Origin of the sequence: Anaerococcus rubeinfantis (assembly GCF_001487145.1) — a bacterium.
GTDB classification, from domain to species: domain Bacteria; phylum Bacillota; class Clostridia; order Tissierellales; family Peptoniphilaceae; genus Anaerococcus; species Anaerococcus rubeinfantis.
The window spans coordinates 250,935-262,924 of sequence record NZ_LN913016.1 but is presented as its reverse complement, the minus strand read 5'-3'; the positions used below and the strand labels follow the sequence as shown (position 1 = coordinate 262,924).

At 31.2% G+C, this 11,990-nt stretch carries 18 protein-coding genes; all 18 read right to left on the bottom strand.

The window, feature by feature from the left end; translation table 11 throughout:
• Position 1 precedes the first annotated feature (1 nt).
• Positions 2–292, bottom strand: coding sequence for a hypothetical protein (locus BN3265_RS02185; RefSeq protein ID WP_058989935.1), 291 nt, complete (start codon positions 290–292; stop codon positions 2–4).
• A gap of 9 nt (positions 293–301) precedes the next feature.
• A complete protein-coding gene (locus BN3265_RS02180; RefSeq protein ID WP_019138740.1) occupies positions 302–1,165 on the bottom strand; it encodes a VirB6/TrbL-like conjugal transfer protein, CD1112 family in 864 nt (287 codons plus the stop codon).
• A 10-nt stretch (positions 1,166–1,175) separates the two neighbouring features.
• Positions 1,176–1,391 carry a Maff2 family mobile element protein gene (locus BN3265_RS02175; RefSeq protein WP_000394203.1) on the bottom strand — a complete coding sequence of 72 codons (216 nt, stop codon included), beginning with the start codon at positions 1,389–1,391 and terminating at the stop codon, positions 1,176–1,178.
• A gap of 1 nt (position 1,392) precedes the next feature.
• Positions 1,393–1,704: a hypothetical protein gene (locus BN3265_RS02170; protein WP_058989934.1), complete on the bottom strand. Its 312-nt coding sequence runs from the start codon at positions 1,702–1,704 to the stop codon at positions 1,393–1,395.
• A gap of 190 nt (positions 1,705–1,894) precedes the next feature.
• Positions 1,895–2,170, bottom strand: coding sequence for a hypothetical protein (locus BN3265_RS02165; RefSeq protein ID WP_002839727.1), 276 nt, complete (start codon positions 2,168–2,170; stop codon positions 1,895–1,897).
• A gap of 18 nt (positions 2,171–2,188) precedes the next feature.
• Positions 2,189–3,985 (bottom strand): VirD4-like conjugal transfer protein, CD1115 family, encoded by a 1,797-nt coding sequence (locus BN3265_RS02160; RefSeq protein ID WP_058989933.1) that lies wholly within the window; start codon positions 3,983–3,985, stop codon positions 2,189–2,191.
• Positions 3,978–4,712, bottom strand: a complete 735-nt coding sequence (locus BN3265_RS02155) for a phage antirepressor Ant (protein ID WP_000625112.1) — start codon at positions 4,710–4,712, stop codon at positions 3,978–3,980. The genes BN3265_RS02160 and BN3265_RS02155 overlap by 8 nt, the downstream gene beginning before the upstream one ends.
• A complete protein-coding gene (locus BN3265_RS02150) occupies positions 4,709–5,194 on the bottom strand; it encodes a PcfB family protein (RefSeq protein ID WP_000606597.1) in 486 nt (161 codons plus the stop codon). The genes BN3265_RS02155 and BN3265_RS02150 overlap by 4 nt, the downstream gene beginning before the upstream one ends.
• On the bottom strand, positions 5,187–6,014 hold the full coding sequence (locus BN3265_RS02145) for an ATP-binding protein (RefSeq protein WP_000793094.1): 828 nt from the start codon (positions 6,012–6,014) through the stop codon (positions 5,187–5,189). The genes BN3265_RS02150 and BN3265_RS02145 overlap by 8 nt, the downstream gene beginning before the upstream one ends.
• Complete coding sequence (locus BN3265_RS02140) at positions 6,011–6,784, bottom strand: replication initiator protein A (protein WP_001008418.1); 774 nt, start codon at positions 6,782–6,784, stop codon at positions 6,011–6,013. The genes BN3265_RS02145 and BN3265_RS02140 overlap by 4 nt, the downstream gene beginning before the upstream one ends.
• A 159-nt stretch (positions 6,785–6,943) precedes the next feature.
• Complete coding sequence (locus tag BN3265_RS02135) at positions 6,944–9,205, bottom strand: phage tail tape measure protein (protein ID WP_058989932.1); 2,262 nt, start codon at positions 9,203–9,205, stop codon at positions 6,944–6,946.
• A gap of 19 nt (positions 9,206–9,224) precedes the next feature.
• Positions 9,225–9,383 carry a hypothetical protein gene (locus BN3265_RS09460; protein WP_157667244.1) on the bottom strand — a complete coding sequence of 53 codons (159 nt, stop codon included), beginning with the start codon at positions 9,381–9,383 and terminating at the stop codon, positions 9,225–9,227.
• A 29-nt stretch (positions 9,384–9,412) separates the two neighbouring features.
• Complete coding sequence (locus tag BN3265_RS02130) at positions 9,413–9,862, bottom strand: hypothetical protein (protein WP_058989931.1); 450 nt, start codon at positions 9,860–9,862, stop codon at positions 9,413–9,415.
• 3 nt (positions 9,863–9,865) lie between these two features.
• Positions 9,866–10,450 (bottom strand): major tail protein, encoded by a 585-nt coding sequence (locus tag BN3265_RS02125; RefSeq protein ID WP_058989930.1) that lies wholly within the window; start codon positions 10,448–10,450, stop codon positions 9,866–9,868.
• A 68-nt stretch (positions 10,451–10,518) separates the two neighbouring features.
• Positions 10,519–10,821 carry a hypothetical protein gene (locus BN3265_RS02120; RefSeq protein ID WP_058989929.1) on the bottom strand — a complete coding sequence of 101 codons (303 nt, stop codon included), beginning with the start codon at positions 10,819–10,821 and terminating at the stop codon, positions 10,519–10,521.
• The gene (locus BN3265_RS02115) at positions 10,818–11,219 is read right to left on the bottom strand and encodes a hypothetical protein (protein ID WP_058989928.1); all 402 of its coding nucleotides are present in this window, start codon (positions 11,217–11,219) and stop codon (positions 10,818–10,820) included. The genes BN3265_RS02120 and BN3265_RS02115 overlap by 4 nt, the downstream gene beginning before the upstream one ends.
• Positions 11,216–11,689 (bottom strand): hypothetical protein, encoded by a 474-nt coding sequence (locus BN3265_RS02110; RefSeq protein ID WP_058989927.1) that lies wholly within the window; start codon positions 11,687–11,689, stop codon positions 11,216–11,218. Before BN3265_RS02110 ends, BN3265_RS02115 begins: the two co-directional genes overlap by 4 nt.
• Positions 11,690–11,986: a hypothetical protein gene (locus BN3265_RS02105; RefSeq protein ID WP_058989926.1), complete on the bottom strand. Its 297-nt coding sequence runs from the start codon at positions 11,984–11,986 to the stop codon at positions 11,690–11,692.
• Positions 11,987–11,990 lie beyond the last annotated feature (4 nt).

Here is an 11,990-nt window from a genome sequence, read left to right as displayed (position 1 = left end):
TTTAATCTCCCTCTACTTCTTCTTTGGAAAGTTCAAGTATATGGTCATAATTAGATGTTGTTTCCTCTTCTAGGTAGCTAATTCTTTCTTCTAATTCTTCTTGTTTTTCTTCATTTCTGTCATTGTATTCTCCTTGATAAATAACAAATTCATTGTGACATCTTCCGAGTCTATTTATTCTCCTCTTTAAGTTTCTAATCTCTTCATTTCTTTTCTTCTCTTTTAAGAATTCATAAGTTCCTCCCAATAAAATTCCAAGTCCCAATAAAACACAATTTTTCTTTTTTAACATTTATTCCTCCTAGTGCGTATTCATAATACTTTTTGCAACTGTTCCACTCTTAAACATCATAAGTCCAAGTAGTAGAGCATATCCTAATATACTAAACAAGCTTGCGTGAATATCTGTAACCTGTACCGTTCTAATTAAAACGGTGTAGATACCCAAACATATCATCAAAAACAAACCTTGTAGTCCCAAGGCAAAAAGTCCCTTGATATAATTTGTTCCAATCTGACCCCATTCTTTATTTCCCATAGTCGCAAATGGTATGGATGATACTGATGAGTAGACATATATTTCAAACATACGCCCATATACTATTAAGGTAATAGTTAAAGATATACATTGAATTGCAATCCTAACAAGGCTTGTTTCAACTAATATCATTATTAATGCACCAACATCTTTTTCTTTTAATGTATCAACCATTGCAACTATCTGATCTCCTGAAACAGTGGCAGAAGTAGTGATTACCCCTGCCGCTTTGTTTACAAGATTTTGTGCCACATCAAAGACTGCCATTGAAAATTCAAAGGCATGGCTTGCAAGGTAGACTGCTATAAACATCTTTATAATGTATTTGAAAAACTCAAAAGTATCTGTATCATGCATATTATTCTTCTGCATAACCATATTTATGAGTTCGATACATAAAACTGCTGTTATGATAAGACCTGCTATTGGAACGATCACATTATCATTAATGTTTTTTATGAAGTTATATACTTCTCCATTCCAACCCATTGGTGTCTTCCCAACATCAGTTGCAATAACTCCTACCTTGTCATTTATATCTAAGAACATGGACTCAAGATTTGCTTTGATACCTCCGAGTAGCATATCCTTAAAAAATTCAGTTAGCTTGTCAAAGATACCAAACATAGACTTTCTCCTATTTTAAAGCATTTGCAAGTAGTGGAATTAATTTGATACCGATTAGCACAATTCCTCCACCAGCCATAAGCTGCTTAATACCTTGAGATTTAGCACCAGGGTTATCATTACCATAACCTTCCATTAAGTTAATAACTCCCCATGCTCCTAAACCTGCACCAATTGCAGTTACAAGTGTCTTTAAAACTCCAACTCCAGCTGTAAAAAATTCCATATTATTCCTCCTCGTTTTCTTTCTTATTTTCTATTTTATTTAGTGATTTAACTATAAAATTCTTATAGACCTTATCTCCTTTTTTGTTTTCTTTGAAATATCCAAAGACATGGATCAGATCTCCTTTTTCAAATTCTTCTACAATTTCTACCTTTTCTCCATATACTGAGCAATTTGTATATTCTTTGCCCTTTCCATAATTTTTAACAAGAGCAAAATTTGCTACTTGAACACTTTCTCCATCTTTTTCAAATTCTGAAAATTCAGCTTCCTTAACTAAATTTGCATTAATATTTATCATTTCTCTATCCATTAATTTCTTCTCCTTAATCTATAAATTTCAATTAAAAAAGCGACTGAACCTATATTTCAATCGCTAAATGTCTTATATATTAAATTGTTTTAAGTGGGGCTTCTTATCCTTACCATTTTAGCCTCCTAATTTTGAATATAAAAAAAGACGATAGAGTTTTTAATTTCTATCGCCTGTTAATACCTTATTTCTAGTCTTCTAAAATTGATACTTCAAGGTCTATCGCTTTAAATGTAACAGTTATTCCTACTTCTTCTTTTACTGTTTTTTCAAATAGCTCAGCTATATCATATGGGGACATATCATATATATCTTCATACCATTCATTACTTTCATCGTACATTGTCTCACATATTGCTTCAATATAATTTTTCTTATCCATAGTGAGTTCTGTATCACTTTCTAAAATAAACTGCTCACCATTTATGTTTAATATAATTAAAGATGATTTTCTATTTTCACACATTTTACTTTCTCCATAAACTCAAATATTTAACCTATTTATCTTATAACTTGATTTTAACTTTACCTTATCTCTATTTGTTAAATACTCTTCCACATCAAACAAGTTTTTCTTATCATAGTCTTCCAATAACTTATAATTCTTATGCTTTGTAATATCGAATTTATCAGACAAGAAAGGTCTTACTCCTCTTAGTTGGTATATACACTTACCACCATCCATTACAGTTATTTCATCTTGGCTCATAAGTTCCTTCCCAGTCTTTTGATAATTTAGTCCAAAAGATTTTTGGTTAGATCTTGTTTCTGACGTGTTATATAAGTCTATGGTTTCTTTTCCTAAGGTTTCTGATAATTCTTTTACTGTTGTTTTTTCTTTTCCTCCTAGAAAAAGCGTTGAATCACAGTTACCAACTATCGTATCTGCATGGTCTTTGTAAATTGCTTTTAATTGAGATTGTGCTTGTAATATTATGCTTGCAGATATTTCTCTTGAACGAATTGTTGCTATTAGTTTCTCAAATTTTGGAATTAAGCCTATATTTGCAAACTCATCAAGTAGACACCTAACATGAACTGGAAGTCTACCACCATACACATCATCTGCCTTATCACATAGTAGATTAAATAGTTGAGAATACATTATTGAAACTACAAAATTAAATGTATCATCTGTATCTGATATTATTACGAACAAAGCTGTTTTCCTATCTCCAATTTTATCGAGTTCTAATTCATCTTCACTCATTAGCTCTCTAAGCTCTCTTATATCGAAAGGTGCAAGTCTTGCTCCACAAGATATTAGAATCGACTTTGCAGTTTTTCCTGCTGCAAGCTTATATTTCTTGTATTGCTTAACTGCAAAATGACTTGGATCTTTCTTTTCAAGAGCTTCAAAAAGCCTATCAATTGGGTTCATATAGGTTTCGTCATCTTCTCTAACCTCACTTGCGTCAATCATATCTAAGAGTGTTTTAAAATTCTTTTCTTCTTCAGGTGTTTCATAATAAATATACCCAATAAGAGCAGTGTAATATAACTTTTCAGCCTTTACCCAAAAATCTTCTCCTGCCTTTTCTCCATCTCCCTTGGTGTTAGCAATTATGGTTTGGACAAGCTTTAAAATATCTTTTTCACTTCTCAAGTATGCAAAGGGATTGTATTTCATAGATTTTTTAAAGTTTATTGTGTTTAATATCTTTATGTCGTAACCATTTTCATAAAGCATTTTTCCACATTCTAACACAAGTGTGCCTTTAGGGTCTGTTACTACATAGGAAGAATGCATTTGCATTAGATTTGGCTTTACATAAAATCTCGTTTTACCTGATCCAGAACCACCTATTACTAATACATTTTTATTTCTGGCATATTTAGGGTTTTTAGGTCTTGAGTTCATTGTTAGTCTTTCGGTATTAGTTATGAGAACATTGTTTTCAAACTTAGGGTCAATATATGGAGCAATATCCTTACTTTCTCCCCATCTTGCAGATCCATATTCCTTGCCTTGCCTATATTTCTTTTTGTTTTTACCTTTGCTGTAAACAATTAACTTAACAAGACCAGCAACTGAAATACCTACTAACAAGTCCCTTGGATTAAGGCTTGGTATATAAGATAAAGTTCCTATATCAGAAATTCCCACCATTATTTTATCAATAATATCTCCTCCTACATAAGAATTGATGTGCTTAGAAAAGATATTTCCAATGTAGAAGAATGATAGATAGGGAATGTTTGATAATATAAATTTCTTTGGGTTGTCTATTTTAATTAGGTTTTTAATATCAGAAAGAATGGCTTCTAATATCTTATTCATCGTAGAAACCTTCACTATCTAATAAAATTAGTAGGTAGTGTCTTCCCTTTGGTGTTATTAATGTTTGTATTCCTACAAGTGTACCTAGTGGATCAATCCATTCTTTTACTTCAAAATATCCCTTGTTCTTATCTGCATAAGGTAAGAGTTTCTTTTTCTTATCTCTGTAAATTAATCCCTTATCCATTAGAAAACTTATAAATTGATTTTGTGGTATTCCTAACTCTTTGGCAGTATTTCTAAAGTTTGTAAGTAGGTTATAATCTACTAATTTGTCATAATAATCTGCCTTTGGTCTTAATTCTTCAATTTCTTCTTCTCTTTCAGCAATAATTCTATTGGCTACAAGAATTGCATCTGCAAGTAGATCTTCATTAGTTTTCTTTTCTTGCCCTACTATATATCCTCCGTTTTTTCTAATACTTGGTAAGACTTCTCTAGTTACCCAAGCTTTGAATATTTTTGCTTGTGGTAGTTTTGATGAGAGGATAAGTGAATACAATCCTGATTCGTTAATTATTGAAATATTCTGTATTCCTCCAGGGGTGTTCCATTTCGTTACACCCTTATCTTCTTCGTCTACATGGTCATAAATAGCTTTTCTGGGATTGACATATCCTAGCATAGTTGCTACTTCATTTGCTATAAAGAAAAACTCACCATCTTTTTCAATAACAGTGAGTTTCCCAAAATTCTTATTTTCAAATGTTTTTAGATTACTTATCATAAGCTTTGCTCCTTATGTTTATTTTTAACTTTATCTTTACTAATGGTGTCCTTAGCCATATCTTTAAACTTATTTATAGTCTTCGTTATTGAATCTTTTCTATCGGCCTTTTTTTCAGAAGCCTTAACTGCTTTTTTAAAGGCGTGTTCCATTACTTTTATATCCTTAGATTGAAAAAACACAGAGTGGTTACCAGTTTCCTTATCTTTCATAACAGAAAACTTCACTCCGTGTTTGTTTAAAATTTTCTTTAATTCTTTTAACTCAGGATCTTTTAGATTAATTTCTTCTAACTGTCCCTTTTTAACCATATCCTTTAGTTTTACTTCTTCTCCATTATTTTTTATTACATTTTTCAAGCCTCCTTGATCTTCTATTTGCTTGTGAACTTTCTTTAAGGCATCAAGAATTGCTTTACTTGTTGCTTTTGCAAGCCTTACTTCAAGGTTAAGACTCGACCTAGATACTTCTTCATTAATCATCTATTCCACCTCCATATAAAAGTAACTCTTTGTATTTTCTTAACTTCTCTTGATGGATTTTTCTTCTAAAATCTTCTCCCGTAACTTTAACTGGTATTGTCATTTCAAGTATTCTTGAATATATCCTCTGATACTCAAGTTCAATATTAGGATTTTGAATAATTTCCAATGATAAGTTTGTAGTAAAAATTGTCGGCCTACCTTTTAAGTATCTTGAGTTTATAATGTTATATACTTGTTCTCTTGCATAAGATGTATCCCTTTCAATTCCAAGATCATCTAAAATTAACAACGGAATGTTTGATAGGTTATCTATAATTTCATTTGAATCTAGCTTAAATGCTGATTTTTGTATTTGATTTATAACCTGAGATAAATTCATAATCTTAACTTTAACTTGTTCTCTTTCAATTAATTCATTTGCAATAGAACAAGCAAGATAAGTCTTTCCACTGCCAACATCTCCATGAAATAAAAGTCCAACATTGTCTTCCTTCATTTGTTCAAAACTTTTAGCATAATTGTAAGCAACCTTGTAAGCTTGACCTTTTTCATTTAAGAATCTCTCAAAATTATATTGGTGTTGGAGTGGCGATGAGAAACAATCTCTTTTTAGCGATGATATTTTCATTAGTCTTTCTCTTTCTTCATTTTCCTTATCTCTTTTTATTTCACATTCACATTTAATTCTGGGAATAAACTTTGTAAAGCCAAGGTCAAGTAATTCTCCATCGACTCTTTTATCACATACCTTACAATAAATATGTCCATTTCTTTCAATATCATTTTCTCTTAATACAAAATCTTTTAAGTTCTTCATAAACTCTCTCCTATATCGTAATTCATTTTCCTTGTTGTATTATCATTAATGTTTTTTGCCTGATCATTAAGATACCAATTGATTATCGTTGCCTTGTAATCTTGATACACTCTGTTATTTGCTTTCATATATGACGACAACCTATCAATGTAGTCACTAATTCTACTTCCTAACTCATTTGTTAAGTCCTTGTATTCTTCATCAGTCAAAAATATGTTTTTATATATTCCATAAGGCTTTTGTCCCTTACTAAAATCATTCTTTCTTAACTCATTATTACTAATATTGTTATAGTTACCTTCCGATTTTCGGAAATCTTGAAGTCTGTTATTAGGAGTTCTTGAATTCCGATTATCGGAAGTCTGGACTTCTGCTTTTCGGAAATCTGGATTTCTATTATTTGAATCGGAGAAAACACTCATAAAATCTTTAACATATATCCTATTTGGTTTTCCAAGTCCTTGTCTTTTCTTTTCTATCAATCCAATTCCTGATTTTATATCAAGCTCATTTATAATCTTTAAGGCTTTATCATTAGCACAGTTAAATTGCTCTTTAATAGCATCCATTGTGTAGTAAATAAAGACTTTTCCATCTTCATCTATCCAGCCATTTTTATATGAAAGACCCATTCGATTAAGCATATATGAATACAAAACTTTAGCTTCAATAGAAATGCTCTCAAAAATCTCATCTTCCATTAATACCATAGGTAACCTAATGAAGTTATACATCTCAGATTGCCTATTATAAAAATAATCAAAATTCATTCCTACCTCCTCTCTTTAAAATAAAAAAAGACGACAGAATTATTGCTTTCTATCGTCTAAAATTTACATATTAAATTTTCATCACAAAATAAGACTCTTTAAAGAATCCTTAGTTTTATTGGTATGCTATTTACAATACCCATTGTTAAAATGGATACTCTAAGCAGCACACCAACTATTTATTTTTTGAGTTTTAAACTTTGGTAGAAGTCTTGAACTCCTTATATTTACATAACTATTTGCCTCTATCACTATTATGACACGAAACCCACTTGCCACATCAGCACCTGCTTTCACTCCTGCCAGAGCACCTGACATATTACTTAAAGCACCAGTTATATTACTTAGTCCAATAAAAAACCTACCTATCGTTCCAACAATTGGTCCTATAGCAGCAATACCTAATAAAGCTTTTACCCAACGTTCAATTTCTCCCGGTTTCATTTGTTCAGTTTTTTCAACTATGCCTTTTAACCAGTCGACTAAATCTTTTAAAACTGGAATAAGGATTTTTCCAATTTTAAGTCCCAAAGCTATGAAATCATTTTTAAGGATTTTTAATTGATTACCAGTAGTTTTGTTGAAAATATCAACCTCTTTTTGTAAAGCAACATTAGACTCATAAGCTTTAGTTGCATCATCAACAGCATTACCCAATAGCTTATTTGCACCAGCGACTCTTTGTAGAGTATCAACTTCACGAATACCGTTCATATCCAAGGCTTCAAAAACTTTTGTTAAATCCTCGTTTTTATCCTTCATTTTACCAAGACCTTCTATAAAAGCTTGAATAGCTTTCATAGGATTTTCTCTCCAAGCCTTAGCAAAACCTTCAGCACCAAGTCCTGAAACTTGACCTAAAACCTCTAACTTCTCACTTGAATTTTCAGACTCACTAGCAAGCTCTTTTAAATCATCACCGGTCATTCCAATAGCTTGACCGATTTCATCTAAAGCGGCTTTACCTTTTTTACCGCCTTGAGCCATTGCATTTTGCACATCTTCTATGGTATATCCAGTTCCTTCAAGAGCCTTGTTAAGCATACCCATTCTTTCTTGTGTAGAAAGAACAGCAGTATTCATTTTCATCATAACCCTTGAAAATGATGATCCACCTTGTTCTGACTTTAAACCTACAGCGGACAAAGCAGTAGCAATTCCCATAGTTTCAGCACTTGTAAGTCCAGCTATATCACCTTGGGCTGCAAGCCTTAAACTCATATCAAGAATTTCAGACTCACTTGTGGCATAGTTATTACCAAGTTCAACTATTGTAGAACCAAGATTAGATACCTTATCTTGAGTCTCACCTGTTATAGCAATAAACCTTGCCAAATCCTTAGCACCTTCTTCGGCGGTAAGGTTGGTAGCAATAGTTAAATCAGAAATAACCTTGGAAAATTCAGCAATATTTTCTTTCTTAATTCCAAGTTGTCCTGCCATCTCACCAATATTAGCAAGCTCTTTTGCAGTAACTGGCGTTGTCTTACTCATACTAACAAAGGTATCTTCCATTTGCTTTAATTCAGTATCAGTCATAGTAGTAGTCTTACGAACTCCAGCCATAGCATCTTCAAGATTAATAGCTTCTTTTGTTGCAAGAGTCATAGCACCTGTAATTGGTAAGGTGACTCTTTTAGTCATCCAATCTCCAGCACTTTTCAAACCATTTCCAACCTTTTCAAAAGATTCTGACATATTTTTAAGCTTAATGCTGGTTATATCACTTTCCTTGGCAAGCCTTTTTATCTCTTCTTTAGCATTTATTATTTCAGTTCTTAACTTAGCATATTTTTCTGTATATTCATCTTTTGAATAATTACCTTTATTAAACTCTTTGACTAACTCTTCTTGAGCTTGTCTACACAAATCAAGCTTCTTCTTAGTTTCATAAATTGAATTTGCTAACAAATCTTGTTGATTTTTAACAAGTCCAACATTTTTAGGATCAAGCTTCAAAGCCTTATTAACTTGGTCTAATAAATCCTTATTCTTTTTAAGACTCTCATCAACCTTAGATATCTTAGCTCTCAACTCCTCAAAGTGACTAGCTTTTTTCTTCATTTCATCAAGAGCTTTATTAAATTTTTTTAAATCATTTTCAGTAGCCTTGATATCTCTTTGTAAAGCAAACAAGGCTTCTTTGCCAATTTTTCCCTCATTAAACTCTTTTACAGCCACCGTATAAGCAGCTTTTAATTCTTTAAGTTTATTTTTAGAGTTTTCTATTTGCTTTTCTAATGTTTTAAAAGCTTGTGTATATAAACCTTGGTCACTTGGTCTAACCTTTAAAAGTCTATTAATATCTTTCATTTGTCTTTCAAGACTTCGACCCTTACTGTAGGCTTCATTCATAGCTTTTTCAAACTTGGTCATATCAGCACTAAATTCAATTGTTATACCTCTGACTTTTCTAGCCATAAATTACACCTCCAAACTTTTAAAAATTGTCAAAGTCAGCTTGTGTGGCAAGACGGACTTTAGGTTTTTTCTTGTCATTTCCATTCACTTTTCCTTGATATTCGTTATAGGATAAAATATAATCAACCAAATTACCCGGTGTCATTTGACTAATCATTTCAAAATCCATCTTGCACATAAGACCACTTTGAAACAATAAATCAGTATCTACTGTTGTTTCTCTGTTTTCTTTTGAATCTTCACTTCCGTATTCTTCTTCACTAATTTTTTTTTACTTCCAAGAGATTCCATAAGTGCTGGTATAAATTCTTTCATCACATCAATTATTGGAAATTCATCAAAACTTGAATACCAAGAAATAGGATCTCCAATCTCGTTATTTCCACACTTAGCGAAAGCCCAAATGAAGTTAAGAATATCAACCATTTCAAAACCAAAAGTGTTTTGTAAACTTTCTCCAATCATTTCATAGAAATCTTCGGTCTTAACTTTTTTCTTTTGTAATATACTAAAATCAAGACCCGACATAACTTCCCCAATCATAGGTACTATTTTGTTCATAGCGTCATAACCAAATTGATTTTTAAATATATAAAAAGCGGCAAGAGTGAATTTAAAATCCACTTTCTTGCCATTAATTTCTATTGTTTTTTGCAATTTTTACTCCCCGATCTTTGGTCCTCTTATTATTGTTCCTTCATAAACATTGTCATAAAATGTTTCATAACCAGTTTGACCTTCATAAAGTCTTGCCTTAATTCTTCCATCACTTGTTCTTGCAATAGCTTTTATTGATAAAGTATCTGTTTGAGGTTCTTTAGTTTCACCAATTGTTGAATGTTCAGCACTTGGTCTTGAAGCAGTAACTTTATATAAGATATTTCTTGTAGCCTTTGCATCACCTTGAAATTCAAAAGCCATAGCAAAAGGTTTTATTTTATCATTAATTGATTCAATTATTGCCCCATTTTCGTCTTTTTGTTGACCCAATATTCCAACAATAAATTCATCTGTAATCATTGCTATTTCCAAATCTCCAGAATATCCATTGTTTGAAAATGTACTATAATATGGTATATCATCAGCATAGAAAGTATTTTCATCTCCTTCTATTGATAATGATAAATTTACAGCTCCTGGTAACTTAATAACTTTTCCATAAGTTATTTTTGTATCACTTTCTTCTTCAATTGGGAATATGTGTACATTTCTTAAACCAAATTTTACTTTGTTTTCACTTGCCATTTTTATCTCCTTTAATTTTTGCATTAAAAAAGTGCCTTACTTTCGTAAAACACTAATTCTTATATTTATTAAATTGTGTAATAAATCACAAACATATTTTCTTCTTCAATAAACACATCTGACGACTTATCCCACATTATATTTTCTCTATCAAATCTTTCTTCGATAGCTCTTTCCATATCTTCATTCTTATAGATAAAATAATATTCAATAGTGTAGTCATACACCCTATAATAAATTTTATCTTCCGCACTAAAATTTGAACTACCTTTACCACGATAAACTAAAAATGGAGGTTCACTCTTTTTGATAGTTCCATGGTCAATATCAAGTTCAAAATTTTTAAATATTTCCATCGGATTTTTTATCATTTTTCTAATTTCCTAACAACATTTTGTTCAAAATAATCAGCAGTATCTTTTTCAGTCCTTTCTATATGAGGAATTGCTCTTGCTCTTCCATAAGTACCAAATTGATTTTTAACCACGTGACCATTTTCAAGTAGGTGAGTTAAAGTAGGTTCATTTACATTGTGTAAAGTATGTTTCATAATTAAACCACCCACATACTCTTTCTCATCTCTCCACCCACTAGCATAACGACCTTTACCAACCCTAGTGGATTTCCTATTGCCATCTCTTGGACTTCTTTTTTTAATAAGATTTAATCCAAATTCACTCGATTGGTCAGCCACTTCTTCAATCTTTTTTCTAGTTTCCAAAGTTTCGTCTTTTAATATTTCCTTTAATTGTTCCGATAAACTTTTCAATTTTCATCACTTCCAAGAATTTTTTTAACTTGTTCTCTAATTTCACTTCTTGGTGTTCCATATTGTTCTTCAAGGACTATCTCAATATCATCACGACCAGGTTTATAAGCACCTATAATTTTTTTCTCATTACGACCAAGCATAAGAGATGATGGAGAATAACTTCTTATAAGCTTAAATAATTTTATATTTTCATCATTTACAAAATCATTTAAATCCTTTTTCAAATCCATACTTTTACCAATAATCATGTATTGAGCACCTTCATATTGACTAATTTTCATAGTTATAACTTTGGAAGGTTTATATCTATTATTTTTACCAAGATAAAACTCCTCACGACCAATATCTCTTATGTGACAAAAGGCTTGACTTATGGAAATCTCATCAAAAATTAGATGAGTATTTCCATATTTGTCTTTTTCTTCTCTTGCTTTATTAAATAAAATTACAATATCATCATAGGTCACTTAATCACCCTCAATATCGTTTGACTTATTAATATAAAAATTTCTTAACCTATATTCAAGATGCTTAGGAAAACCCTCAATAGAATCACGATTGGAATATCTAAAACTTGCCATATCAACGACAAGCATGAATATATCCATATCATCAAGGTTAACACTTATTCCATGTTGTTTTTCAAGTTCATTGATCACACCTTTTACTATTGCATTAATGTATTCATCTTGAACAGTATTTAAAATTCCCTCCCTTTGTTTTACCAAAGTAGTGAGGGAATCTATTTTTTCACCGTTTTTCATTTTA

Excerpts from the sequence above, each read along its gene's own strand:
- BN3265_RS02170 (WP_058989934.1), bottom strand. The coding sequence starts at position 1,704 with ATGGATAGAGAAATGATAAATATTAATGCAAATTTAGTTAAGGAAGCT.
- BN3265_RS02150 (WP_000606597.1), bottom strand. The coding sequence starts at position 5,194 with ATGATTAATGAAGAAGTATCTAGGTCGAGTCTTAACCTTGAAGTAAGG.
- BN3265_RS02120 (WP_058989929.1), bottom strand. The coding sequence starts at position 10,821 with ATGATAAAAAATCCGATGGAAATATTTAAAAATTTTGAACTTGATATT.
- BN3265_RS02145 (WP_000793094.1), bottom strand. The coding sequence starts at position 6,014 with ATGAAGAACTTAAAAGATTTTGTATTAAGAGAAAATGATATTGAAAGA.
- BN3265_RS02155 (WP_000625112.1), bottom strand. The coding sequence starts at position 4,712 with ATGATAAGTAATCTAAAAACATTTGAAAATAAGAATTTTGGGAAACTC.
- BN3265_RS02180 (WP_019138740.1), bottom strand. The coding sequence starts at position 1,165 with ATGTTTGGTATCTTTGACAAGCTAACTGAATTTTTTAAGGATATGCTA.
- BN3265_RS02135 (WP_058989932.1), bottom strand. The coding sequence starts at position 9,205 with ATGGCTAGAAAAGTCAGAGGTATAACAATTGAATTTAGTGCTGATATG.
- BN3265_RS02105 (WP_058989926.1), bottom strand. The coding sequence starts at position 11,986 with ATGAAAAACGGTGAAAAAATAGATTCCCTCACTACTTTGGTAAAACAA.
- BN3265_RS02125 (WP_058989930.1), bottom strand. The coding sequence starts at position 10,450 with ATGGCAAGTGAAAACAAAGTAAAATTTGGTTTAAGAAATGTACACATA.
- BN3265_RS02175 (WP_000394203.1), bottom strand. The coding sequence starts at position 1,391 with ATGGAATTTTTTACAGCTGGAGTTGGAGTTTTAAAGACACTTGTAACT.
- BN3265_RS02140 (WP_001008418.1), bottom strand. The coding sequence starts at position 6,784 with ATGAATTTTGATTATTTTTATAATAGGCAATCTGAGATGTATAACTTC.
- BN3265_RS02165 (WP_002839727.1), bottom strand. The coding sequence starts at position 2,170 with ATGTGTGAAAATAGAAAATCATCTTTAATTATATTAAACATAAATGGT.
- BN3265_RS09460 (WP_157667244.1), bottom strand. The coding sequence starts at position 9,383 with ATGTGCAAGATGGATTTTGAAATGATTAGTCAAATGACACCGGGTAAT.
- BN3265_RS02160 (WP_058989933.1), bottom strand. The coding sequence starts at position 3,985 with ATGAATAAGATATTAGAAGCCATTCTTTCTGATATTAAAAACCTAATT.
- BN3265_RS02185 (WP_058989935.1), bottom strand. The coding sequence starts at position 292 with ATGTTAAAAAAGAAAAATTGTGTTTTATTGGGACTTGGAATTTTATTG.